Origin of the sequence: Desulfovibrio sp. UIB00, assembly GCF_022508225.1 — a bacterium.
In the GTDB taxonomy this organism is placed as follows: Bacteria; Desulfobacterota; Desulfovibrionia; order Desulfovibrionales; family Desulfovibrionaceae; genus Desulfovibrio.
Map to the genome: position 1 here is coordinate 599620 of NZ_JAETXJ010000001.1, position 23668 is coordinate 623287.

At 59.8% G+C, this 23668-nt stretch carries 18 protein-coding genes; 5 read left to right on the forward strand and 13 right to left on the reverse strand.

Going from position 1 to position 23668, the window contains the following annotated elements; translation table 11 throughout:
- Positions 1 to 23: 23 nt before the first annotated feature.
- The 7 genes from JMF94_RS02695 to JMF94_RS02725 all read right to left on the reverse strand — a co-directional run bounded on the left by JMF94_RS02695 (position 24) and on the right by JMF94_RS02725 (position 8536).
- Complete coding sequence (locus JMF94_RS02695; protein WP_192112241.1) at positions 24 to 995, reverse strand: complex I subunit 1 family protein; 972 nt, start codon at positions 993 to 995, stop codon at positions 24 to 26.
- Positions 995 to 4708 (reverse strand): proton-conducting transporter membrane subunit, encoded by a 3714-nt coding sequence (locus JMF94_RS02700; protein ID WP_240823647.1) that lies wholly within the window; start codon positions 4706 to 4708, stop codon positions 995 to 997. Before JMF94_RS02700 ends, JMF94_RS02695 begins: the two co-directional genes overlap by 1 nt.
- 310 nt (positions 4709 to 5018) lie before the next feature.
- A complete protein-coding gene (locus JMF94_RS02705) occupies positions 5019 to 5396 on the reverse strand; it encodes a hypothetical protein (protein WP_240823648.1) in 378 nt (125 codons plus the stop codon).
- An 81-nt stretch (positions 5397 to 5477) separates the two neighbouring features.
- On the reverse strand, positions 5478 to 6473 hold the full coding sequence (locus tag JMF94_RS02710) for an NAD(P)H-dependent glycerol-3-phosphate dehydrogenase (protein WP_240823649.1): 996 nt from the start codon (positions 6471 to 6473) through the stop codon (positions 5478 to 5480).
- Between the two features lie 7 nt (positions 6474 to 6480).
- Positions 6481 to 8040, reverse strand: coding sequence for a M99 family carboxypeptidase catalytic domain-containing protein (locus JMF94_RS02715; RefSeq protein ID WP_240823650.1), 1560 nt, complete (start codon positions 8038 to 8040; stop codon positions 6481 to 6483).
- Between the two features lie 65 nt (positions 8041 to 8105).
- Positions 8106 to 8264: a hypothetical protein gene (locus JMF94_RS02720; protein ID WP_240823651.1), complete on the reverse strand. Its 159-nt coding sequence runs from the start codon at positions 8262 to 8264 to the stop codon at positions 8106 to 8108.
- Positions 8265 to 8338: 74 nt separating this feature from the next.
- The gene (locus JMF94_RS02725) at positions 8339 to 8536 is read right to left on the reverse strand and encodes a heavy-metal-associated domain-containing protein (protein WP_022657692.1); all 198 of its coding nucleotides are present in this window, start codon (positions 8534 to 8536) and stop codon (positions 8339 to 8341) included.
- An 80-nt stretch (positions 8537 to 8616) separates the two neighbouring features.
- On the opposite strand from JMF94_RS02725, the gene JMF94_RS02730 reads away from it, so the two are divergent.
- On the forward strand, positions 8617 to 10950 hold the full coding sequence (locus JMF94_RS02730; RefSeq protein ID WP_240823652.1) for a heavy metal translocating P-type ATPase: 2334 nt from the start codon (positions 8617 to 8619) through the stop codon (positions 10948 to 10950).
- 167 nt (positions 10951 to 11117) lie between these two features.
- The gene (locus JMF94_RS02735) at positions 11118 to 12314 is read left to right on the forward strand and encodes an MFS transporter (RefSeq protein ID WP_240823653.1); all 1197 of its coding nucleotides are present in this window, start codon (positions 11118 to 11120) and stop codon (positions 12312 to 12314) included.
- Positions 12315 to 12538: 224 nt separating this feature from the next.
- Here the strand turns inward: JMF94_RS02735 and JMF94_RS02740 are convergent, their stop codons facing one another.
- From JMF94_RS02740 to JMF94_RS02760, 5 genes are all read right to left on the reverse strand, one after another.
- Positions 12539 to 13423, reverse strand: coding sequence for a tRNA (adenine-N1)-methyltransferase (locus JMF94_RS02740; protein ID WP_240823654.1), 885 nt, complete (start codon positions 13421 to 13423; stop codon positions 12539 to 12541).
- Positions 13424 to 13492: 69 nt separating this feature from the next.
- Entirely contained in the window at positions 13493 to 15214 is a 1722-nt protein-coding gene (ade, locus tag JMF94_RS02745; protein ID WP_240823655.1) for an adenine deaminase, read from the reverse strand.
- Positions 15215 to 15395: 181 nt separating this feature from the next.
- Complete coding sequence (locus JMF94_RS02750) at positions 15396 to 17834, reverse strand: PBP1A family penicillin-binding protein (protein ID WP_240823656.1); 2439 nt, start codon at positions 17832 to 17834, stop codon at positions 15396 to 15398.
- 204 nt (positions 17835 to 18038) lie between these two features.
- Positions 18039 to 18356: a TusE/DsrC/DsvC family sulfur relay protein gene (locus JMF94_RS02755; protein WP_022657697.1), complete on the reverse strand. Its 318-nt coding sequence runs from the start codon at positions 18354 to 18356 to the stop codon at positions 18039 to 18041.
- A 257-nt stretch (positions 18357 to 18613) separates the two neighbouring features.
- Complete coding sequence (locus JMF94_RS02760) at positions 18614 to 19264, reverse strand: CBS and ACT domain-containing protein (protein ID WP_240823657.1); 651 nt, start codon at positions 19262 to 19264, stop codon at positions 18614 to 18616.
- 142 nt (positions 19265 to 19406) lie between these two features.
- On the opposite strand from JMF94_RS02760, the gene JMF94_RS02765 reads away from it, so the two are divergent.
- The 3 genes from JMF94_RS02765 to JMF94_RS02775 all read left to right on the forward strand — a co-directional run bounded on the left by JMF94_RS02765 (position 19407) and on the right by JMF94_RS02775 (position 22234).
- A complete protein-coding gene (locus JMF94_RS02765; RefSeq protein WP_240823658.1) occupies positions 19407 to 20567 on the forward strand; it encodes a LarC family nickel insertion protein in 1161 nt (386 codons plus the stop codon).
- A 157-nt stretch (positions 20568 to 20724) separates the two neighbouring features.
- Positions 20725 to 21153: a hypothetical protein gene (locus JMF94_RS02770; protein ID WP_240823659.1), complete on the forward strand. Its 429-nt coding sequence runs from the start codon at positions 20725 to 20727 to the stop codon at positions 21151 to 21153.
- 271 nt (positions 21154 to 21424) lie between these two features.
- Entirely contained in the window at positions 21425 to 22234 is an 810-nt protein-coding gene (locus tag JMF94_RS02775) for a DJ-1/PfpI family protein (protein WP_240823660.1), read from the forward strand.
- A 142-nt stretch (positions 22235 to 22376) separates the two neighbouring features.
- Here JMF94_RS02775 and JMF94_RS02780 read toward each other — a convergent pair whose 3' ends face one another.
- Positions 22377 to 23582, reverse strand: coding sequence for an FprA family A-type flavoprotein (locus JMF94_RS02780; protein ID WP_240823661.1), 1206 nt, complete (start codon positions 23580 to 23582; stop codon positions 22377 to 22379).
- Positions 23583 to 23668: the final 86 nt, after the last annotated feature.

Genomic DNA, 23668 nt, shown 5'->3' on the forward strand with positions numbered 1-23668 from the left:
TATCCAGCGACACGTCGGCCTCCTTACATCACCCAGACCAGTATAAGGCTGCACAGCGCAAGCGCCGTGGGCACAGTTATGTAGAAACGGAAGGCCTGGTCAATGCGGAAGCGCCCTGTGGCCGACTTGACCAGCGTAAGCGAAACCAGCATGAGCCCAAGGCACTTGAGCAGGAACCAGACCAGATTCACCAGCCATATGTCAGATATGGTGCCGGGGAAGAAAAGCGCAACCCCCAGGCCCAAAACTACAAAGGTCTTGAGCGCGGACGTGATCTGGAACAAGGCCAGCAGGGGGCCGCCGTATTCCAGCAGTGGGCCTTCGATAAGTTCAGTTTCCGCCTCGGGGATATCAAAGGGCACAACGCCCATGGTGCCGGGCAGGAAGATCAGATAGGCCAGCAAGGCGGGGATCATGGTCGGGTTGAACCCGAAGGAACCCACCTGCTGCTGCATGGCGACGATCTTGAGCAGCGAGAATTCCGCGCCCCAGGCTCCGCCGCTCAGTACCTTGCCCGTAAGCATGGCGACAGAGAGCAGAATCATGAGCAGCGGCGTTTCGTAGGCCAGCATCAACATCATTTCGCGCGAGAAGCCCACAGCGCCGTAGGGCGAACTGGAGGCCGAGCCGCCCAGCATGATGGCCATGGCCGGGATGGGCAGCAGGTAGAAGATCACCAGCAGGTCGCCCATGTTGAACAGGCCGTTGAACACGCCGGGGATCGGTATGAAGGCCGCGCACACGGCCATACCCGTGAAACCGAACACCGGGGCCATCAAAAAGGCCGAACGGCAGGCGGTTTTGGGAATCAGGGTTTCCTTGGTCAGCAGCTTGGCAATGTCAAGCCAGGGCTGGATCAGCGGGGGGCCGACGCGGCGCTGCAGCCGCGCCTCGACCCGGCGGTCAAGTCCTTTGAAGAACATCGCCACCAGCAGGGCAAAGGCCCCGCCGGGGAAGATGCACATGTGCAGTATGGCAAGCAGGGTGTCGCTCATCAGCGGTTCTCCTTGGCGGGCTTATTGCCGCCCATAAGGCCGAGGATTTCCCCGAAAATGCTGGAGGGCTTCATGCGGCTGGTGGACGTTTCGACCGGCAGACCGCAGGTGTGGACGTCAATTTCGCGCAGGCGGGTAAAGCGCAGCACGAACCAGCGTCCGCCAGCAAATGCAAGGGCCATCATGACGAACATGCCTGTGGCGTTCCATGCGCCGGGGCCGGAAAGCACGCCGGACAGGCCCACGTTGAGCGGCATAAAGCCGTATTCAGCCAATACGTTGTTGATGGGACCAAGTGCCAGACCGGGGAACACGCCCGTGATCACGCAACCGGCAGCCAGAATGCCCATGGGCACGCGCATGATCAGCGGGGCCTCATGCACTTCGTGCAGGTTGGGCGAGGGCTGGCCCAGGAAGGCCGCATGCAGGAACTTGGCAATGTAGGCCATGGTCAGCACGCTGCCGATCAGGGAGAGCAACGCCAGGAAGGGCTGGCCCGCTTCCATGAGGGCATGGTAGATAAGCCATTTGGACGAGAATCCGCTGGTGGGCGGCACGCCCACAACCGAAAGCCCGGCAATGGCGAACATGACAAGGGTAAAGGGCATGTGGCGGCCAATGCCACCGAGGTCTTCCAGCGTTTCCCTGTGGGTGGCAAACATGACTGCGCCGCACACAAGGAACAGCAGATCCTTGAAGAACACGTGGTTGATCACGTGCAGCATGCCGCCCGCGTAACCCAGCGCGCCGCCAGCGGCAACCGCCAGCACCATGTACCCAAGCTGGCTCACCGTGGAATAGATGAACACAAGCTTGATGACGTTGGTGCGCAAGGCCTGCACGGCAGCCATGATGATGGTGATGCCGCCGATCCACATGGAAACAGTGCTGATGATGTTCTGCTCCATGCCGCCCAGCACGCCAGCCAGCATAAAGCCGCCGCCCATGAGCATGAACAGCTTGATGAGGCCTAAGATGGCGCTCTTAAGCAGCACGGACGAGATGTAGCCGGAAACAGGCGTGGGAGCCAGGGCCGGGTGCATCTGCCAATCAATGCGGAAGGGCAGCTGGGCCGCCTTCATCAGGAAGCCGGCAGCCAGCAGGGCCATGCCGAGCCATGCCGCGCCGTGGGGAATGTAGGGTGCGGCACCCGTGAGCAGGGTGGCGTTGAAAGGCGTGAACGGCCCCACAACGCACAGGCCCAGGAAGATGAAGCCCGCGCCGAACACGTTGAAGATAAAGTATTTGAACGCCTCGCGAAGCGAGTCTTTATCGCCCTCATGGGCAATGGCCAGGTACAGCGTCCACGAGCTCATGATTTCCCAGAACAGGAAGAAGCTCAGCATGTACTGGCTGGCGGCCATGCCGACCAGGCCGCCGCACATGGCGGTAAAGGCGCAGTAGAAGCGCCACTGGCGGTGGCTGTGTTCCATGTAGCCAAGGGCGTAGGCCATATTGACCGCGCCAAGCACAGGAACCAGCAGGGCAAAGCAGAAGGAAAGCGTATCCAGATCGCGGCCAAACAGGATGACCAGCAGCGCGGTGAACAGCATCACGCCCACGCTGGCCCATCCGGCCTTTTTGCGGTCACGGTAGAACAGAGCGGGCAGCACGGCGCCAAACACAGGAACAACCACGAAGATGGGCCAGGACACATTCATGGCCAGGAGCACATCGGGGTCGTTGAGGTTGGGCGTGAAGCACATGGAGGCCACCGGCACCACAAGGTTCATGGCGAGCTGCGGGGCAAGGCCCATGATAACGCAAATGCCCGCCAGAATGATCAGGCCGATCTGCATGCTGCGCGGCGCTTCGGTCACGGTGGGCAGGTCGGCGGGGCGTTCTTCAAACACAAGGGTTTTCAGAATGCGCGTGTAGTAGATCAGGCCCACCAGCGAGCCGCCCAGAATGAGGGCCGCCAGCCAGATGTGCCCGGCGGTGGTGGCCGCCTGAATCATCAGGAACTTGCTGTAGAAAGCGCCAAAAGGCGGCAGACCCATGATGCTCACAAGGCCGATGCCCATGCAGGCAACGGTCACGGGCATCTGGCGGCCAAGGCCGCGCAGGTCTGCAAGCTTGCGGCTGCCCGCGCGCATGATGAGAGCGCCGGCTCCAAGGAAGAGCAGGTCTTTCATGATGGCGTGGTTGAGCATGTGCCACAGCGCGCCGGTGGTCGAAAGCCATGTGCCTACGCCGAGCACCAGGGCGATTTCACCAATCTGCCCGAGGGTCGAATAGGCCAGCATGCGTTTGATGTCGTCCTGGCGCAGAGCCATGACCTCGCCAAAGATCAGGGTTGCCGCGCCCATGGCCACAAGACCGGTGCCCAGCCAGGAAAGGCCGAACATACCGGGCATGCCCATGATCATGGGCCGCATGAGCAGCACGGCCACTATGCCGAACACGCCCATCTTGGTGATGATACCCGAAAGAGGACCAGACACAGAAGATGGCGCGGCGGGGTGAGCGTCAGGCAGCCAGGAATGCAGGGGCACAAGGCCCATCTTCACGCCAAAGCCAGCCAGGCAGAGCACAAACGCGCCCTGCATCAACCCGAACGAAAGCGAAGGATCGCCCAGCAGCAGGAGGCCGGGCAGCATGAACAGCGCGCCGCCCGCGCACATTACATAATATTTGAGGCCGGCGTCGTAGGCGCTGCGATTGTTCTCATGCACCACCAGGAAGTAGGAGGCAAAGGTCATGAGTTCCCAGTAGCCGTACATGGTCGCCGAGTCGGCAGCGGAGACAATGCCCGCCAGCGATGCGAATGTCAGCAGCAGGAAGAACCAATAGCGGCCCTGACGCTCATGGATGTAGCTCAGCGAGTATATGCTGACGACCAGACCCACAACGGCGATCATAACAAGGAAAAGCTTGGCCGTTGGGCCCGCCGGGGTGGCGATGGTGGTCGCCAGCGCCAAGGCGGAGAAGGCCACGCCCACCAGGGGCGCGCGGTCAAACTTTACCAGGAATGCTATGCCGGTCAGGAACGCACCGGCGTAATAACACCAGTATGCCGGGTGCGTTGCCGAATGCGGTACAGCCACATTGTAGGCAGAAGCGAACAGTTCGGTGATGGGGCCTCTGAACAGGCCCAACAGCGCCACAACTACCGCGAGGCCCAGCATCACAAAAACATTGCCGGAAGGCGCTGCCCATGAAGCCGGGGTTTCTTCGCCTGTGGTGTCCAGTACGACAATGCGCACTGCTTCCACATGCAGCCAGATGAGAACTGTGGTGGCGAGGGCCATGCACAAGAGCGCCGCCATGGCGCCGGGCATGCTGCCCAGAATGCCAGAACTGATGAACATGCGGGCTTCAGGCACCAGGAAGGGCGAACCGCCCACCGCAGCCAGCATGCCAAGGCCGAAGCAGGCTGCTGTCCATGGTTGACGTTTGCCAGTGGCGCGCAAATCCTGCAGCTGCACCGGTGCGTTGAGCGCCGGGGGGGTCAGCCGTGAAAGGGCGGCCCAGGCCAGCAGCCGCGCGGCTGCCTGGAACAGCACAAAAAGCCACAGGCCTGTGCTGTTGATACCGCCGCTTGCTCCAAGACCCAGGCAGAAAATGCCTGCATCATGCAGCGAACCCCATAGGATCAGGCTGCGGGGATTGTTGCGCTGCCGCACGGACTGCGCCGCGCCATACAGCATAAGGGCCATGCCCACGAGAAGCGGCACAAGAAAGCCGCCTGCCGAAAACAGTGATTCCGTCATAGTTTGCCCCGTGGTTTGCGGGTCTCTCGGATGTACCCGGCGGATCAACCCGGTCAAGTCCGGGCCGCACTTCCTAAATGGCATCGTGGTATCACCACCATACCATGTCGTGAAAAATTGATCTTAAAAAGTTTTTTTGGCTTAGCCCACTTTCCAAACCGTTGCAAGCAACAACTCTTCCAAGAAGAACAGGTAGATTGCAAAAAATGGTATCAAAATGGGTAATGTGAGGGTGGGAGCAATAAACGGTTTGCTATTTGCGCGATTTTGGGAGGCTGTGAAATCGGTATGTTAGTCTTGATTTAACTGGTTACACAAACAAATTGTGCAAAAAAGCGCTAATGCATTGTGCAACGTTGTGAAATTCAATGACAACGCCATGTTGAAATGTGATTTTTTGAACTATCGCTAATTCGTGATGATTGCGCAAAAAATGAAGTAATACAAAAATAAAAATCGTGTTAAAATTGCGCTGAAATTGATAATAATTCCATTGCGCGCAGTCACCTTTTTTGTGATTTATTTTACCAGTGTGTGAGGGGCACAAGGAATGTGAAATAAAATTTTGAGCCATCGAAAAAAAAGGAAAATATTTTTTGAAGAGGAAAAAAGAGGGGGTGGAGCGGGTGAAGAAACCGCTCCTTGGCCCGGGCGTTCGCCTGGCGTGAGGTTCCTGAATTTGCTGCATCAGAAAAAAGGAAACATGCATTTTGCACTGCAAAATGCATGTTACATGGAATGGTGTAATGCTGGTGTGGAGTGCGCTGCGTTATTCGTCACGCAGGCGGCGCGACATAAGATTGTGCAGCACTTCTTGGGGGTCGCTGTCTTCATACAGAATGCTGTACACAGCGTCCGTAAGCGGCGCTTCAACTTCAAGCCTGCGGGCAAGCTCGTGAATGGCAGCTGTGGTTTTAACACCTTCGGCCACCATTCCAAGACTGGTCGTGATATGTTCAAGCTTTTCGCCGCGCCCCAGCCGCAGGCCTACCTGGCGATTACGCGAAAGGTCGCCCGTGCAGGTGAGGGTGAGATCGCCAAGGCCGGAAAGACCCATGAAGGTATGCGGATGGGCTCCTCTCGCAACTCCCAGACGGCTCATTTCTGCCAGCCCACGGGTAATGAGCGCCGCGCGGCTGTTGTGTCCAAGGCCGAGGCCGTCGCAGACGCCAGCTGCAATGGCCATGACATTTTTGACCGCGCCGCCCATTTCAACACCCATCACGTCGGTGCTGGAGTAGCAGCGAAAGGCACTGCCGGAAAATATCTGTCGCAGCAGGTGCCCCAGAGCTTCGTCCGCCGTAGCCAGAACCACAGCCGTGGGCAGACCGCGCAGAACGTCCGCCGCAAAAGACGGCCCTGAAAGCGCCGCGTAGCGGGGTGCAAGATGCCCCAGACTCTGCGCCGTTACCTCTGCGCAGGTGGCGAGGTTTGCGGTTTCAATGCCCTTGGCGGCATTTACCAGCACCACCTTTTGGCGGAAGAAGGGGGCGTTGGCGGCAAGCCAGCCCCGCAATTGCTGGCAGGGAACTGCCAGCACAACGATTTCCCGGCCCAAAACGGCAGGGTCTGTGGTTGCTGCAAGGCTGGGGTGCAGGGCAAAGCCTGGCAGATAGCGCGGGTTTTCGTGTTGTTTGCACACGGCCTCGGCCACTGCGGCATCGCGCAGCCAGAGGCTGGTCTTGTAGCCGTTTGTTGCCAGCAGGTGGGCCAGGGCTGTGCCCCAGCTTCCGCCGCCTGCAACGCAGATTTCAGGATTGGACATGGTCGGCTCAGAACCCCAGATTTGATTCCTGCCCCGGTTTGTCGGGCAGTCTGTCCGTGGGAACGGACGGAGTTTCCTTGCTTGTCAGGCGGTTGCTGCCCGAACCAAAACGCACCAGAAACATGCCGCTGAAGCGCTGGTCTTTGTACACTTCAACGCGATACAGCCTGCCCTGACGATCAACGGAAAAGCGGGATTGAAAATCCTTGAGGGTCATGGTCTCGCCGCTTTCGTCCTTGCGGCCGCTGTCATAACCAATGGCGTTGACGCGGTAGCCTTCCGCTGGCTGCACGAGCAGACTTTTGGTCACTTCCAGCACCTGCCCGAAGGGGGCTTCGGTTTCGCGTCCGTCCGCCAGCACCTTCATACTTGTAATGCTATGATCCATTTCGCGCCAGTCGGGGCGGATAAGCGTGATCATGCGGTTGCCATAGTGCACGCAGTACTGGCCTTCTTCGCCCTTGGCGCAGGGCAGCACTGCCATGATGGGCTTGGATGTGACAGCCTGTGCTGGAGCATCCTTGGAGAGTGGCAGCAGATTGATGGCTGGGCGCACATCTTCAAGCGGCAGAAAGACCTTGTTGTCGGCAAAAGTAACGTCAAGCTTGTCCAGCAGGGCTTCGCGGACTCCCTCGGGCGTAAGCGCAAAGCCGCGTGTAAATTCCACTCCAGCCTGGGCAAGAAACGACTCCACCATCAGCAGGTGGTAGTATGCCCGCACTTCAACAGGAAATTCCTTGCTGGCTTCCAGCCCAAAGGCAGCCTTTCCCTGCCGCACGGCATAGTAGGAAAGGCTTTTGTCCATTTCGTGATCGCCCTCGGCGGTTTTGGTATTGTGCACGTGCAGGGCGTGTTGCGGAGAGAGCAGCTTGCTGTTGGCCGATTCTGCGGCCTGCCGGGCTTCATTCCCCAGTGAACCCATGAAAACGCCGTCAAGCGCTTCCTGGTCAATGATTACAGACTGCCCCCAGCGATTGGGGTTGCGCAGCTTGTCCTCAAAGGAGGGGCGGTAATAACCGCTGCCATCGTGCAGGTTGAGCACCAGCGCCACGCGGGGGTGGCTTATGAGTTCCTGAATACGGCGAACAGTGCCAAATTCGGGGTCGCGGTCGTCAAGTTTGGCGAACTTGCGGTTCATGTCGCCGTGCAGTCCGCGTGACCTTTTGATAATGCTGGGAAAATTGAGATTGGGTACCACCCACAACACGCCTTTGCGGATGGTGTAGTGCGTGGTCAGCAAGGTCGCGGCAGAAAATCCTCCCGGTTCGTCACCCTGAATGCCGCCAACCACCAGCACCACTGGCGAAGCAGGAGTCGCCAGCTGCGCGGCGGCATCAGTACCGGCGTTTGCAGCAACACTATCCTCAGTGCGCACAATTGCGGGGATGGCCTGCGCCAGCGCATCGTCGCCCAGCCGGATGGTTGTAAAGTCCAGCGTGAAGTTGCCGGGTGCCGCCACTGACGGCGCAGCCACCAAAAAACAGCACAGGAAAAAGAACAGAAGGGCTTGAAAACGGCCCTTGCCCGCCCAAAATATGCTGATGATGCGTGTGGTTTGTGTTTGCATGCCTGTGGTGTTTCGCGCTGAAGGTGCAAGGGATCAGTGACCGTATTTGCCTGCCAAGAACTACGCTATTCGGCAGAAAACGGCAAGATGAACGGGGTCTGAACGCGCAATGCTGAGGCAACTAGCGGCGCGATGGCATGAGGAATTTTGCGCGCCCTTGCCTGCGCGGCGTCTGCAAAAACACCACAGGTGACAGCATGAAACAAGGGCGCGCTGCCGTGCATGGTTTGAAAGCCAGCAATCGGGCAGCGCGCCGCGAAAGGTGCAGCTCTGTGACGCATATCACAGATTCAAGAGCTTATTCAGGGTCAAACCCAATGTTGCTGATGGCTGTCTTCAAGGCCTGCAAATCCACCGGCCCGCTTTCTTCAAAGCGCAGTTCTTTATCCTCAAGGCTGACCTGGGGATTGGCAACGCCAGATATTTTTGCCGCAGCTTCTTCTACAGCGGCCTTGCAGTGGCCGCAACGCATGCCATTGACTTTCAGGGTTTTCATCATATCCTCCATGCAGGAATGAGTTTTCATTTTCATCTACAGCTTACTCGCCGCCATACGGAATGACAAGTGGAGAACCCATGAGTACAACGACGGATAAAGCCTGCCCTTTGCGTTTTGACATCAGCGGCATGCACTGCGCCGCCTGCTCCTCACGTATTGAGCGGGTAGTGGGCCGCATGGAAGGGGTGGAAAAAATCAGCGTGAACCTAGCTGCGGCCAGTGCTGAAGTTTGGCCTGGCGATGGGCAGGACAGCGATTTGCAGCAAAAGATCATGGAACGCGTAGCCGCCTTAGGGTTCAGCGCGGCTCCCGCTGCGGACGATGACGCCGCCCGTCAGTTTGAAGAAGGCAAGGCCAGAGCTGCGGCAGATATCAAGGCGCGCCTGAGCCGTCTGCTGCCCATGGTTGCCTTTGCCGCCCCTCTGCTGGTTATCTCCATGGGACACATGCTCGGCCTGCCATTGCCGCAGGCGCTTGATCCGCACCTTTCTCCACGCGCCTTCATGCTGGCGCAGCTTGTGCTCACCTTGCCCGTGGTATGGCTGGGGCGTCATTTCTATGTGGACGGCATAAAGGCTCTCATGCGCAAGGCCCCGGCCATGGACAGCCTTGTGGCTGTGGGCACGGGCGCGGCTTTTTTGTTCAGCCTTGGCAACACCCTGCTGGGGCTTGCTGGCAGCGAACCCATGACCCGCGCCATGAACCTGTATTATGAATCCTGCGCCGTGCTGCTGACCATGATCGAATTCGGGCAGTATCTGGAGGCCGTTGCCAAACGTCGCGCTGGCGATGCAATGGGCGCGCTCATGAGCCTGACGCCGGAAACTGCTTTGCGGCTCAACCCTGACGATACCGCCGCCGCGCCGGAAGAAATGCCTCTGGCCCAGATACGCGTGGGCGATCATCTGTTGTTGCGGCCTGGGGGGCGCGTGCCCGTTGACGGCACCGTGCTGACCGGCAAAAGCGCTGTTGATCTGTCGCTGCTCACGGGTGAATCCATCCCGGTACCCATCGGACCGGGGGACAGGCTGGCGGCGGGCAGCGTAAACGGCGAAGGCTCGCTGACATTTGTGGCTGACGCCGTGGGTGGCAACACCCGCCTTGCCCGCATCATACGGCTGGTGCGCGAAGCACAGGGCAGCAAAGCCCCCATCGCCCGACTGGCCGACAAGGTAAGTTTTTATTTTGTGCCCGCCGTCATGGCCATTGCCCTTGTGGCGGCCCTTGCATGGCTTGTGTTCAGCTCTGAACCCATTACAACGCCGCTGACGATTTTTGTGGCTGTGCTGGTCATGGCCTGCCCATGCGCCATGGGCCTTGCCACGCCCATGTCCATCATGGTGGGCACGGGGCGGGGCGCGCAGCTTGGCGTGCTGATCAAGAACGGCGCTGCCCTGGAGCAGGCCGGGCATATCAGCGTGCTGGCCGTGGACAAAACAGGCACCCTCACCACGGGCAAACCCGTGATGACAGGCATGACCCTGCTGGATGCTCCCGTTGGCATGGACGAAAATGCGCTGCTGGGCATGGCCGCCTCATTGGAGGCGCGCTCCGAGCATCCGCTGGCACTGGCCCTTGTGGGCGCTGCAAGGGAGCGCAATCTCGCATCCCTGCTCGTGGATGATGTGCAGATAGCGCCCGGCATGGGTATTTCGGGCCGGGTGAAGCTGGATGGCGTGGACTACGGCCTTGCCGTGGGCAACATAACCTTCATGACTGAGCGCGGGCTCGTCGTGTCGGAAGAAGCGCAGCAAAGGCTGGCCCTGCTGGCAGAGGCCGGGCAGACGCCCCTGCTGCTGGCTCTTGAAAACAATGGCAGTACAAGCCTTGCGGGTATTCTGGCCCTTGCGGACGCCCTGCGGCCCGAATCCGCTTCTGTGGTGGCGGCCCTGCGCGGTATGGGCGTGCGCGTGGTCATGTTGACGGGCGACAATGAGCGCACCGCAAAAGCCGTGGCGGCTCTGGCTGGCGTGGAGGAAATTGCCGCCGGGCTGCTGCCCGCAGACAAGGCCGCCTATGTGCGGCGGATGCAGGATGAAGGGCATGTGGTGGGCATGGTGGGCGACGGCATCAACGATGCCCCGGCCCTGGCTGCCGCCAATGTGGGCATGGCAGTGGGCACGGGAGTGGACGTGAGCGCCGAGGCGGGCGACATAGTGCTCATGCGGGACGGCATGGAGGCCGTGCTCACGGCTCTGGCGCTCTCGCGAGCGACCATGCGCAACATCCGCCAGAATCTCTTTTGGGCATTCGGCTACAACGTGCTCGGCCTGCCTGTGGCGGCAGGGCTGCTGCATGCTTTTGGCGGCCCTATGCTTTCGCCCATGCTGGCGGGCACGGCCATGGCGCTGTCTTCTGTTTCCGTAGTTACCAACGCCCTGCGTCTGCGTTTTTTCAAGATTACACGCTAGGCAAGGCCCCTGTTTCAGGCATTGCGGATCAGCGTCCAGAAGTATACATCCACACGGTTGCGTTCCATTGGGGCGCAACCTTATTTTTTTAGAACTGTTACCGCATGAAATAGCTGTTTGGCTGCGGGCAAAAGCCGCATGCACCTGTTTCGCGGCAAGGATACAGCATGGTTCCCGTTTATTACTGGCTTCCCGCTCTGGGCTGTCTGGGCATGGGTTTTATGTTTCTGAACGTATCTGCCGTGGCGGAGCAGTTCAGGAGTCTTTTCAGCCTGAATTACGCAGGGCTTGGTGTTTTTCTCAGCGCGCCCTTTTGGGCGCACACGCTGGTGCAGGTTCCTGCTGGCCTTGTGGTGGACAGGCTGGGCACACTGCGCACACTGGCGCTCTCGGCTCTTCTGTGCGCCGTTGGGGGCTTTGTGCCATTGCTCCTGCCGCACAACATGGTTCTGGCCGTGTGTATGCGCATGCTCATCGGGCTGGCTACGGGCTTGCTGTTTCTTTCAATGGTTTCAGCCGTCAAGACCCTGTGTCCCCCGGCCTTCATGAGCCGGGCGCAAGGCTTGCAGGGTGCGGCATTCAGCCTGGGGACAATGGTTCCCTTTATCGTGCTCCCATATTTTGGCGAAAACGGCTGGGCGGCAGCCTATATTCTGGGTGCTCTTATGTCCGTGGCCTTGTTGGCGTCACTCCTGTGCCCGCCCCTTGCGCCGCTGCGCCGCGAAACCGGAACAACACCAAGCTCTGCGGGCAATGTGCTGCGCGTGCTGGGGCAGGTGGCGCGCAACAGGCGGCTGTGGTTTATCGGTTGCTGCCACGGATTTTCTTTCGGCACCATAACGGCTCTGGGCAACTGGCTTTCCGTGATGCTGGCAGACAGCGCCAGTTCTGGGGCCGTTGCAGGCAGCAGCAACGCAGAAGCCTGGGCCTTGTCAACAAGCCTTGTGCTGCTGGCGGGTACAATGGCGCGGATTGCAGGCGGTGAACTTGGCCGCGCCGTGCCCAAGCAGAAACTTCTTGTGAGCCTTGTGCTCGGCATCGGGCTTTTTTATCTGCTTTTAGCTCTGGCGGGCAGCACCTGGATGTTGCTGGCCTGCGCCTTTGCACTGGCTGTGTGCTGCGGCGGCACCTATGCCTCTGTTTTTACCCTGACCATCGAGGCCGCTGGGGCCAGCCATACGGCAACGGGCATCGGCTTCATGTCCATGCTTGCCAACTGCGTGAATGTGGGCCTGATTCTGCTGCTGGGCGTGGTGCGCGAATATTTAGGCGGCTTTGCTCCGGCTCTGGCGCTCTGCAGCGTGTGCGTGCTGCTCCTGCTTTTGTGGGGGCGCTCCATCAAGTGGCAATGCCGGGAAGAATAAAAGCGAAGGCCCGCCAATTGGCGGGCCTTCGTTATATGCACTACGTGCGGGATCAGGGCGTCATTGCTTTCAGCACAACAACGCTGCCGATAACCATGGCAACGCCCAGTGCGTGCCTGAAGAAAATGGTCGACTCTTGCCCGGAGGCTGTTAGGTGTGCTGCCCTGAGTCCGAGGGCCAGCCGATCTCGCACAAGCCCGCTGCAATGAGCGCTACCCAGGGATTCATTCCATATCGCCTTCAAGAGCTTCAGGGGCTTCGTCAGTGAGGCCCAGGCGGGCCTGACGGGCGGCTTCCTGCTTGCGCTCGCGCGTGCCCATGGGCTTGCGCGAATCAAAATCCGCGCTACGATTCTGCTGGCGGGCAAAGACCAGAAAGCCCGTGTGGGCTGTCATGCGGTCTTCGGGGCGCAGGCGGTCAGCCACGGGCTTCCAGCGGCGAATAAGAATCTCGCACACTTCCACATCGGCAAAGGGGCCACGCTCTAAGCCCAGCAGCAGCTTGCTCACCTGATCCACCGTGGGCAGCAAAAAGCCGAAGCTCGCACCGGGGCGCACCGCAGCCAGGGCATGGTCGAGGTATTCCCATGGGGTGCGCACATCAAGGAAGAGCGCATCCGCACCGGTCACGGCAAAGCCTTCGGCCACATCGCGGTTGTGCAGTTCCACATTTTCGCCCACGCCAGCCCACTCAAGGTTGCGGCGCGCCAGCTTCATGAATTCCTCACGGGCCTCATGGCTCACCACGTGCCCAGTGGGGCCGCAGAACCACGAAAGCCCCGTGGTCAGGCCGCCGGAACCGCACCCCGCCTCAATGATGGTACGCCCCGGCCCAGCGCCGAGGCGCAGGCAGATGTAAGCGATATCCTTGGGGTAGATGATCTGCGTCTGGCGTTTGAGCCCCTTGAGCCGATCGTACAGGGTGGCTTCCATCACCTGAATGGGAACATTCTGGTTGGTGTAGACCACAGAGCCAAGATCGGCCTGCGCCACATCGGCGGAAACAAGGGTGCCATCGTTGCTGTGCCAATCCTGGCCTTCAACGAGGCGTTTGACATAGCGGCGGCCCTTGGGGGTTACATAAACGACGAGCGTACCGAAGGGAATCATGAGGTTCCTTTATTAGCTGCTTCAGGGCCGCGCAAGGGGCGCTTCCCTCAGGTGTCAAAAAAAAATGCTTCAGGGCCGCGCTGCCGCGTCTACTGAAACAAAGCGCCAGTCGGCAACGGAAAAAAGACCGCGCGCGGTCAGCTTGAGTGAGGGAATCACAGGTAGGGCCATAAAGCTCAGGGCCATGAGCGGAGCCACATTGGCCGGAATGCCGTGCCCGTGCAGCAGACCGTGGATGGCATCCAGTGCGCGCACCACGGTTTCCGGGGCTTCGTGGGTCATCAGCCCTGCCACAGGCAGGGGCAGCTCCTCAAGAATCCGGCCTTCGCCCGCAACGGCGATGCCGCCGCCCATGGCGGCAACCCGGCGCACGGCGGCCAGCATGTCTGCATCGTTGTCGCCGCAGACCACAATATTGTGCGAGTCGTGGCTTACTGAGGTTGCCACAGCCGCGTTGCGCAGGCCGTATCCGGCCAGAATGCCCACGCCCACCTTGCCCGTGGCCTTGTGCCGTTCCACAACGGCCAGTTTGCACAGGCCATCGTTCTGGCGGGTGTCAAAAAGTCCATTGGTGCAGGTGACGTCGTGCTCTTCGGCATCCGTCACCAGCGAACCGGGGTGCAGGCGGATAACCCGAGCACGGCCCGATGGCAGGGGCAGCGCAAATACATCATCCGGCAGGGGCGCAAGCCGCACGGTATTGGTCAGGTCGTTCAGTGGCGGATCCGCCAGCAGGGCGAGCATGCGGCCCTCCGCAGCGATCTGTCGACCGCCCGCAAAGGTCATGCGCACATTGAAGGACGCCAGATCGTCAACCAGCACGCAGTCGGCGTCATAGCCAGGGGCAATGGCCCCCTTGCCTTGCAGCCCCTCGGCCTCGGCGGCATTGAGGGTGCATATGCGCACTGCGGTGACGGGGTCCATGCCCAGAGCCACGGCCTTGCGCAGCACTTCATCCATATGTCCCGCCGTCAGCAGCTCGGAGGCGTGACGATCGTCGCAGCAGAAGGCGCAGCGGTGGCAGTTGCCGGGTGTGACCAGTGGAGCCAGCGCAGGCAGGTTGCGCGCTGCGGAGCCGTCACGCAAAAAGATGCGGCAGCCGCGCATGAGGTTCTGGTGAAATTCTTCAGCCGTGGTGCATTCGTGCGTATTGGCAATGCCTGTGCACAGGTAGGCGTCAAGTTCCCTGCCCAGCAGGGCCGGGGCGTGCCCGTCAACGGGCTTGCGCCGCGAACGGCTCAGGGCAATCTTTTCCAGCACTTCGGGATCGCCGCTGAGCACGCCGGGGTAGTTCATCATTTCGCCCAGCGAGGCAACGTGCGGGTCGTCCATGAAGGGGGCCAGATCTTTGGCTTGCAGCACAGCGCCGCTGTCTTCAAAGGGCGTGGCCGGAACGCACGAGGGCAGGGCCAGAAAGATGCTCAGGGGCAGGGTCTGGGCGCTGGCAAGCAAGAAGCGCAAGGCCGCAGTACCGCACACATTCGCCAGTTCGTGCGGGTCGGCCACCACGGATGTGGTGCCGTGGGGCAGGGCCATTTCGGCAAAGCGCGCCGGAGTGACCATGCTGGATTCCAGATGAATGTGGGCATCGATGAAGCCGGGCAGCAGATAGGCCCCCTGGGCGTCCACCACTTCGCGGGCTTCGCGCTGGCCGAACCCCAGAAAAACGCCGTCGCCGATGGCTACGGAATCCTGCCGCACCAGACCGGAAAAAACATCAACAACTCTGGCGTTTGTGATGAGTATATCCGCCGGTTCGCTTCCGGCGGCCATGTTGATGCGGTTTTTCATGGCGGTCTCCGCCCCGCAGGGGCTGGCTGCACCACGCCGGAGCGCTTGCAGGATAGGAATTTCGGCTTTTGCCGTGTGGTCTTGTCTGCGCCAGCGTCACGCGCGGAAGCTGCATAGCCTCTCGGCCCGTGCAATTCCGTGCGTGACGCTGGCTTTAAACGTCTGACTTCCGAGTTCTGGCTTAGAACATCTGGCGCATCAGGTCTTCGCCGCCTTCCGAGGTATCCACTGCCGTTCCATCGGCTGTGGTGGGGGAGGTGGCTGATGCACCCTGCATGGGCTGGTCGGCCTTGAAGGCTAGGCCATCGGCCATCACAATGCCCTCGGGCATTACAAAGTCGTCCTTGGGGTAGCGGTCTTCCACTTCACTGCGGTAGTAACGGAAGATGGGGGCGGCAGTACGCCCGCCCTGTTCAAGGCGGCCAAGGCTCTGCACCTGATCGTAGCCCACGTAGACGCCGGTCACGAGGTAGGGCGAGAAGCCCATGAACCACGCATCGCGTTCATCATTGGTGGTGCCGGTTTTACCCGCTATGATGCGCCCATCGATTTTGGCGCGCCCGCCAGTGCCGGAATTGACAACTTCCTTGAGCAGAGTGTCCATAATGTAGGCGTTCTGGGGGCTGACAGCCTGCCAGTGTTCCACTTCCTGCCTGTAGAGCACCCGGCCCTGCGGGTCGCTGATGGAGGTGATGATGCGCGGGCGCACCCCCAACCCCTGGTTGGCAAAAGCTGCGTAGGCCTGCGTAAGGTTAAGCGGCGACACGGCTACTGCGCCGAGGCTGATGGCCAGCTCCTGCGGAAAATGCGGTTCAAGCCCCAGAGCCTTGGCGCGCTGCACCACATTTGCTATGCCCACCTGCTGCGCCACGCGCACGGTGCAGGTATTGCGGGAAAGGGCCAGAGCCGTGTGCAGGGGAAGCTCGCCCTTGTAGTTGTGTTCGTAGTTTGAGGGCCGCCACACTTCATTGGTGTAGGGGTTCACATACACAAAGGGCGCGTCCAGCACCGTGGAGGCGGGCGTAAAGCCAAAGTCCATAGCCGTGGAATAGACCACGGGCTTGAAGCTGGAGCCGGGCTGACGGCGAGCCTGGGTTGCGCGGTTAAAGTGGCTGTCGCCAAACTGGTAGCCGCCAATAAGGGCCACAACGTCGCCGCTCTGCGGTTCCACGGAGGCGATTGCCCCCTGCACCAGCGGGTCCTGCTGCAAGCGTAGATGGATGGGGGTATTCTTTTTGACCGTAGAGGAATCAAAAGGAATGGTTTTCTGTTCTTTGCGGCCCTTGGCATTGGTTTCCGTAACCGTGATTTCTTCAGCGGAAACCCAGATCACATCACCAACCGCCACCACCTGGCGGGGGTCTTTGATGGCTGGCGCGTTGGCAGCCGCAACCTTGGGGTTGGGCTTGCGCGCCCAGGACATTGCCGAAACAGGCACGATGCCCGTATAGCCCTGGCCCAGCGCCACCTTAACTTCCTTGGTGTCCACGGCGGTCACAAGGGCTTTCACCCAGTCGCCGCCAGCGAGATCAAGGGGAGAAAACTGGTTTTTGGCCAGAAATTCTTTTTGCTTTGCAGGGTCAAGCTGTTCCACTGGGCCGCGCCAGCCCTGGCGTTTGTCCAGCTCTTCCAGTCCACGGCGCAAGGCCGCGCCAGCCGCAGTCTGATGTGCAGGATCCATGGCGGTTTGCACAGTCAGGCCCGCTTCATACACGTAATCCGCGCCGTACTTGGTGGTTTCCACCCCCAGAGCGCGGAGGTTGGATTCCGTAAAAAATTCCACCAGCAGGCGGCGGGCTTCTTCAAGATACCACTGCGCCGCCCCGCCCATGCCCTCGGGCATGCTCCAGTAGACAAGCGGTTCGGCCACGGCCTGATCATACTCGGCCTGGGTGATCCACTTGAGGTCGCGCAGCCGGCCAAGCACGTACATCTGCCGGTTCTTGGCTTCTTCCGGCCTGCGGAAGGGATTGTAGGAACTGGGGGCTTTGGGCAGGCCCGCGATGACGGCGCTTTCGGCCAGGGTGATGTCTGAGGCGTGCTTGCCAAAATAGGTGCGGGCAGCCGATTCCACGCCAAAGGCGTGTTCACCCAGATATATCTGGTTCAGATATATGGTAAGGATCTGATCCTTGGTGAAGTTTCTTTCAAGCTGATAGGCCAGAATGGCCTCTTTCATCTTGCGGGTATAGCTGCGCTCGGATGTGAGCAGCAATTGCTTGATGAGCTGCTGGGTTATGGTGCTGCCGCCCTCGCCCTGGCGCCCCTTGCGGAAGTTGTTGATGGCGGCGCGCGCGATGGCTACGGGGTCAATGCCCATGTGCCTGTAGAACGCATCGTCTTCCGCAGCCAGAAAGGACATGGGCAGATAGCGCGACATGTCCTTGAGGCCAATGACAAATCGCTTTTCGTGATAGAGGGTGCCAAGGGTTGAGCCGTCACGGGCCAGAATGACAGTAGCCTGCGGCTGCTTGTATTCGGCGATACGGTTCAGGTCGGGCAGGTCGCGCGAGGCCCAGTAAAAAAGCATGGCCACCGCGCCGCCGCCCAAAAGACCGCAGACTATAACGATGCCCATAAACCAGAGGGCGCATTTTTTCAGGGACAGACGAATTTTCATGGAAGGGCGATACCGTTTTTTTGGCCCGGCGTAAAGGGAGGGGAGCGGAGCGCGGGCTGATGAGAAGATATGAAATGTTGCCAGAAAGGCAAGCCCCGGCGGGCGCGCCGCACGGTATGGGCGGCGCATGCCCGCGCAGGGCGGTATGGGCAAAAAAAAGCGGAAGGTTTCCCTTCCGCTTTTTTCCAAAATGTTGCGGCTGGACTACACGCAGCCAGTGGGCTTGGGCAGGCCGGCCATTTTGCAGGCGCCTTTGCCGGGGCCGGAGGGGAAGAGTTCGTACACTTCCTTCAGCTTGTAGCCGGTGTTCTTGGAAAGAATACGGACCATGGGGGCGATACCGTTCTTCTTGTAGTAGTCCTGCAGGAAGTCAAGGATCTTCTGGTGATCAGCGTTGATCTCAGAGATGCCTTCGGATTCCTTCACATAGTCCATCCATTCGGGGCACCAGTCGTCAAAACGCAGAAGGAAACCGTCTTCGTCAACTTCAAAGCTTTTACCTTTATAGGTGATCTCAGCCATGCGTGTGTCCTCCTTGGACAGCTATTGCTCAACCTCGCCGGGGCGGACGCCCAGGCGTTGCACAACCGGATATTTCCGGCCGAATTCCTCCGTTGGGCGCGAAAGCATACCGCAATCACAACGAGAGTCCTTATGACACAAATAATTTTTGATGGCAAGTCCTGTGCATCTTTTTTGCTCTTGCCCCACTTTTTTTGTTGAGGCTTTTATTGAGTAATTCAGATGCCATAGAATAAATATGATTAAATTGTAGGGATTTAGTGCTGGCAATAGAGCACTTTGCCGAGCTTGCCTACCCCGTCCATAAGCTCCTGCTCGGCCTTGGTATTTTCGAGGTCGCGCACACGGATGAACAGATGGCGGTTGCCATCGTCATTAGAGACGGTCAGCACCGAGAGCAAGCGGGCATTGTGCGCGCGCAGCAGGTCAAACAGGGGGCGCGCCGTGCCGGGCTGGTCGGGCAATTCTATGGCAAACTGCAAGCCGCCCAGTCGTGCGCCGGTGATGTCGACCAGAGCCTTGAACACATCATGGTCGGAAATGATGCCCACAAGCTTGCCGCTGTCGTCCACCACCGGCAGGCCTCCAACCTTGTTGTCCAGCATGATCAGGGCTGCCTGCTCGACAGTGTCGGTCGGTTTGACGGTGATGGGCTTGGCCGTCATAATGTTTTTGGCCTTCAGCTCAGCCAGCAGATAGTGCATTTCGTACATGTCGAGCGTGGTGGCCTTGGAGGGGGAGGCGTCGCGCACGTCGCGGTCAGAGATAATGCCAATTACCTGACCATTTTCATCAACAACCGGGATGCGGCGGATGTGGTGATCCTTCATGAGCTTGCCCACTTTGAGCAGCGATGTATCGGGGCCAACGCTGACAACATCGGTGGTCATCCAATTCTGTACAGGCATGCTTCCCTCCGGGGGGATATGTTTCAGGTTATAACGGCGTGGTCGCAGCGACCCGCACGATCCTTTTATACACCAATGTGCCGAGGCTGCACAAGTGCGCGTGCTCAGTTTGCGCGCGCAGACACATTTGGAAGGGGCCGATATGTTTTTATATCTTGATTGCTCTGGCGGCATCAGCGGGGATATGACCCTTGCGGCCCTTGCGCACCTTGGGGTGGATTATGCCCCGCTGTCTGCTGCTCTTGCCCGCGCAGGCGTGGATTGCCGCATTGACGCCAGGGGCGAAACACGACCCGGCGGGCCGGGGCAGATGGTTGCCGTAAGCTGGAATGCCGAAAAGCAGCCACTGCGGCATCCGGCGGATATCGCCGCCATATTTGAAAGGGTTGACGTCTTGCCAGGTGTGCGCGCCCGTGCACTGGCAGCCCTGCACGCGCTGACCGAGGCTGAGGCGCACGCGCACCATGTTGCACCGGCTGAGGTGCACTTTCACGAGGTGGGGGCCATCGATACCCTCGTGGATATTCTGGGTGCGGCCTATGCCGTGGAGGCCCTGGGCGTGAGCCGAATATGCGCCTCGCCCCTGCCGTGGTTTACCGGAAGCGTTGAGTGCGCCCACGGGCGCATCCCGCTGCCCGCGCCCGCAACGGCGTACCTTATGCGCGGCAAGCCGGTTTTTGCCACAGATGCGCGCGAGGAGCTTGTTACACCCACGGGCGCTGCCCTGGTGCACGCCCTGGTAGACCAGTTTGTTCCCGGCCCGGAGGGCATTGCACTTGCGCTTGGCACCGGCTACGGCTCCCGCCCTGCGCCTACGGGCCTGCGGGCATGGCTTGTGGAAGACGGAGCAGGCGGCGCAGACCATGCGCTTGGCGGGCGCGAGAAGGTCATGCAGTTCGAGACCCACATTGATCATCTTAACGGGGAAGACCTGGGTATGGCGCTGGAGGCGCTCTCCTCCATGCCGGATGTTCTTGACGTGCTGTGGCTGCCGGGCGTGGGCAAGAAGAATCGCCCTGCCGGATTGTTGCGTGTGCTGTGCCTGCCCAGCCAGAGAGCTTGTGTGGAAAATGCCGTTTTGCGCCACACCCATACGCTGGGTCTGCGCGTGCAGACGCTTGATCGCGTGGTTGCGCCGCGCCGCGCCGTTTCAGTGGAGATGGCGGGGCAGAGCCTTGCAGCCAAGGAGTATTCCATTGAAGGGCAAAATTATGTGCGACCCGAGGCAGACGCGCTCAAGGCCGCAGCCCAACGGAGCGGCGTGGGCGTCCCGGCCCTGCGCAATGCATGCGCCAAAAATTGATGGGCCTCGGGGCGCACCGCCTGCTCCTTGCATTCTGCGGGTTGGCGCACTAACGGCTTTTTAACATAAAGTTCCATAGCATAACTGCCATCTTGCGCACAGGCTCGAGCTGGCGTAAGGAGGCAATGGGCGAAATGCCCACCCAAGGAGGAACTTTATGCGTATGAAATATGTGTTGAAACCGTTGGCACTGAGCGCCCTTGCCGTGGGCCTGCTCTTGGTGGGCACCCCTGCCGTGCAGGCGGCCCAGAATGGAGATGTCCCCCAAGGGTACAAACAGAAGGGCGACCGTGACGGACGTCAGGACGCTGATCGTGGCGGGCGCCATTATGACCGCAAGGACAGCAAGAACCAACCCAATGGGCGCATGGACGGGCGCCACGACAACCGTAGCGCACAGGGCGAAAAAATGGGCAAGCCCCGCTACGACAACGACAAGGGAGACCGCCGCAGCCCCCGTGGCGACGAGATGGGCCGCCCGCGCGATGACCGCCGTCCCCCGCGCGACATGCAGCAGCGCGATTCCCAGAAGGGGCAGCGCCCCGCTGCGCGCCCTGCTGACAATGATGATGACGTGCGCAATTAGTTCTGGGGGGTTCCCCTGCTAGGATTTGGGCGGTGTGCTCTGCATTCCCCCAGTCACGATAAAAGCCTTCCGCTTCGGAGGGCTTTTTTGTTTGGTTTACGCTCCCGCCTTTTGTTGCGCGCACGTATATTATTCGCCTTGGTACGCCTGCATCGTCATTGGCAGAAAAGGCAAGTTTATTGTCATTGTTGCCAACCACGAGCATGCCCTAGGATGGGTGCATAACTTCAACGCCGGGGTATTCCATTGCCCGGCAAACAGGGAGACGTGTATGCACCAGAATATTCAGCGCAGTCTGCAACCATTGGCCCTTTTACTGGCTCTGTTTGCAGCGTTCTGGCCCATTGGCGTACAGGCGCAAGCCGGGCAAGCATCCGCTCAGGTGGAAAATGGCGATATGTACGATGCCGTTCCCAAACCTGCCTCAAGGCACCTTACTCTTGGCGTTTTGCTCTTCCCCGGATTTGAGATGCTGGATGCCTATGGCCCCATGGAGATGTGGGGCAGTCTCAAAAACGCCCCCACCAGATTTTGGGGAGAAGAATCAGACCGCGTGGACATCCGGCTCGTGACTGTGGCGGCGCAGAAGGGGGCAGTAGCTTCGAATCAGGGGCCAAAAACACTGGCGGAGTACAGCTATACTGACGCCCCTGCGCTGGACTATCTGCTTGTCCCTGGCGGCATCGGCGTTATCCCCCTGTTGCAAGACAAAGCAACCCTGAGCTGGGTACGTGCGCAGGCCAAAAATACCAAGCTCATCATGTCTGTATGCAACGGGGCTTCACTGCTTGCCGCCGCAGGACTGCTGGACGGCAGACTCGCCACCACCAACAAGATGGCGTTCAAGGCTTCCATTGCGCCGGGCCCCAAGGTGCGCTGGGTCGCCAAGGCTCGCTGGGTTGACGGCGGTTCGGTTGTGACGTCGTCGGGAGTTTCTGCCGGTATGGACATGACCATTGCGGTCATAGCCCGCCTGTTCGGTCAGCCGCTGAGCGACTGGGTGGCGCTTGTGACGGAGTACGAGCCCCACCGTGATCCTTCATGGGATCCTTTTGCCGCAAGGGCTGGGCTGTCGGAATAGTATGGTCTGATTACCGTGTGCCGCAGGCGTCGGTTTGGGTCTGCAGAGTTGTGCACGGCACTCCGGGCTGGCACGCGCGCCATAAAAAACAGCAGCGCCCGCATATGCGGGCGCTGCTGTTTTCAGTCAGGGCAACCTGGGCTTAGCCCTGGCATTTCTTCTTAAGGGCTTCGGCAATGGTGGCGCCCATCTGGTGGCAGGCCTTGAGGGCCTCGTGATCGGGCCGCCAGTTGCACTTCACTGGGTCAGCGGGCATTTCCATGTTCATGGAGGCAAGCTGTTCGTGCAGGAACTTGGGGCCTTCGCCCGACCAGCCGTAGGAGCCAAACGCGCCGCCAATGCGGTTCAGGGGGCGCAGACCCTTCATGTAGGTAAGCTGGGCGGCCATGAGGGGCAGCACTGTATTGTTGTGGGTGGGCGAACCGGCAATGACCGCGCCGCAGTCTGCCAGTTCGGTCATGACGGCGCTGTGGTGGTTCTGCTTCACGCTCATGATGCGCGTGGGAACGTTGTTTTCTTCCAGGCCGCTGCAAATGGCGTAGGCCATTGTTTCCGTAGATTCCCACATGGTGTCGTAAAAAACGAGCGCGCGCTGCTGGGGCTTCTGCTCGGCCATGGCGCGGTACATATCGATGATGCCGCGCACGGCCTTTTCACCCCTCTGAATGAGGCCGTGGTCAGGGGCGATCATGTCGATATCGAGCTTTTCCACCACGGGCAGGGTCTTGAGAACCATGGGGGAGTAAGGCAACACAATGTTGAAGTAGTATTCTTTGACGCGGCGCGTGTATTCGCCGTCGTCGCCGAATTCGTCAACAAAGCGTGCGGAACTGGCTATGTTCTGACCAAAGATATCGTTGCTGACCAGCAGCTTGTCTTCAGGAATGTACGAAACCATGCTGTCGGGCCAGTGCAGCATGCGGGTTTCCTGAAACACGATGGTGCGCTTGCCGATGTTGATGCTGTCGCCGCTTTTCACGGCCTGCACGGGCCAGTCTTTGCAGTCAAAATAGCCAGCCATCGACTTGAGGCCGGTCTGCGACACAAAAATCTTTTCCGGCTTGCAACGCTCAATAATGGCTTCCAGCGCGCCAGCGTGGTCAAGTTCCATGTGGTTGCAGATGATGTAGTCGATCTTTTCCGGCTCAAGCACCTGGGCCATGCGGCACAACAGGGTGCCCTCGCAGCCCGAGGCCACGGTATCAAGCAGGACGTTTTTTTCGTCCTTGATCAGGTAGGCGTTGTAAGTCGATCCGTCAGGCGAACGGGAATAACCGTGAAAATCCCTGTGGTCGTAGTCGACAAAGCCGACCCAGAAAATATCTTTTTTTATTTCTACTGGCTGCATGATGTGTCTCCGCAGTGTTGGGGAATCCCCTTCTATAAAAATCCCCGCCCTGCCTTAGGGCAAGGCAAAGCGGGGGAAAGAACGGG

Coding starts and splice junctions, on each gene's coding strand:
- JMF94_RS02730 (WP_240823652.1), top strand. CDS start 8,617: ATGAGTACAACGACGGATAAAGCCTGCCCTTTGCGTTTTGACATCAGC.
- JMF94_RS02770 (WP_240823659.1), top strand. CDS start 20,725: ATGCGTATGAAATATGTGTTGAAACCGTTGGCACTGAGCGCCCTTGCC.
- JMF94_RS02775 (WP_240823660.1), top strand. CDS start 21,425: ATGCACCAGAATATTCAGCGCAGTCTGCAACCATTGGCCCTTTTACTG.
- ade (WP_240823655.1), bottom strand. CDS start 15,214: ATGAAAAACCGCATCAACATGGCCGCCGGAAGCGAACCGGCGGATATA.
- JMF94_RS02750 (WP_240823656.1), bottom strand. CDS start 17,834: ATGAAAATTCGTCTGTCCCTGAAAAAATGCGCCCTCTGGTTTATGGGC.
- JMF94_RS02695 (WP_192112241.1), bottom strand. CDS start 995: ATGAGCGACACCCTGCTTGCCATACTGCACATGTGCATCTTCCCCGGC.
- JMF94_RS02715 (WP_240823650.1), bottom strand. CDS start 8,040: ATGCAAACACAAACCACACGCATCATCAGCATATTTTGGGCGGGCAAG.
- JMF94_RS02725 (WP_022657692.1), bottom strand. CDS start 8,536: ATGAAAACCCTGAAAGTCAATGGCATGCGTTGCGGCCACTGCAAGGCC.
- JMF94_RS02755 (WP_022657697.1), bottom strand. CDS start 18,356: ATGGCTGAGATCACCTATAAAGGTAAAAGCTTTGAAGTTGACGAAGAC.
- JMF94_RS02740 (WP_240823654.1), bottom strand. CDS start 13,423: ATGATTCCCTTCGGTACGCTCGTCGTTTATGTAACCCCCAAGGGCCGC.
- JMF94_RS02700 (WP_240823647.1), bottom strand. CDS start 4,708: ATGACGGAATCACTGTTTTCGGCAGGCGGCTTTCTTGTGCCGCTTCTC.
- JMF94_RS02765 (WP_240823658.1), top strand. CDS start 19,407: ATGTTTTTATATCTTGATTGCTCTGGCGGCATCAGCGGGGATATGACC.
- JMF94_RS02710 (WP_240823649.1), bottom strand. CDS start 6,473: ATGTCCAATCCTGAAATCTGCGTTGCAGGCGGCGGAAGCTGGGGCACA.
- JMF94_RS02720 (WP_240823651.1), bottom strand. CDS start 8,264: ATGCACGGCAGCGCGCCCTTGTTTCATGCTGTCACCTGTGGTGTTTTT.
- JMF94_RS02760 (WP_240823657.1), bottom strand. CDS start 19,264: ATGCCTGTACAGAATTGGATGACCACCGATGTTGTCAGCGTTGGCCCC.
- JMF94_RS02705 (WP_240823648.1), bottom strand. CDS start 5,396: ATGCAGCAAATTCAGGAACCTCACGCCAGGCGAACGCCCGGGCCAAGG.
- JMF94_RS02780 (WP_240823661.1), bottom strand. CDS start 23,582: ATGCAGCCAGTAGAAATAAAAAAAGATATTTTCTGGGTCGGCTTTGTC.
- JMF94_RS02735 (WP_240823653.1), top strand. CDS start 11,118: ATGGTTCCCGTTTATTACTGGCTTCCCGCTCTGGGCTGTCTGGGCATG.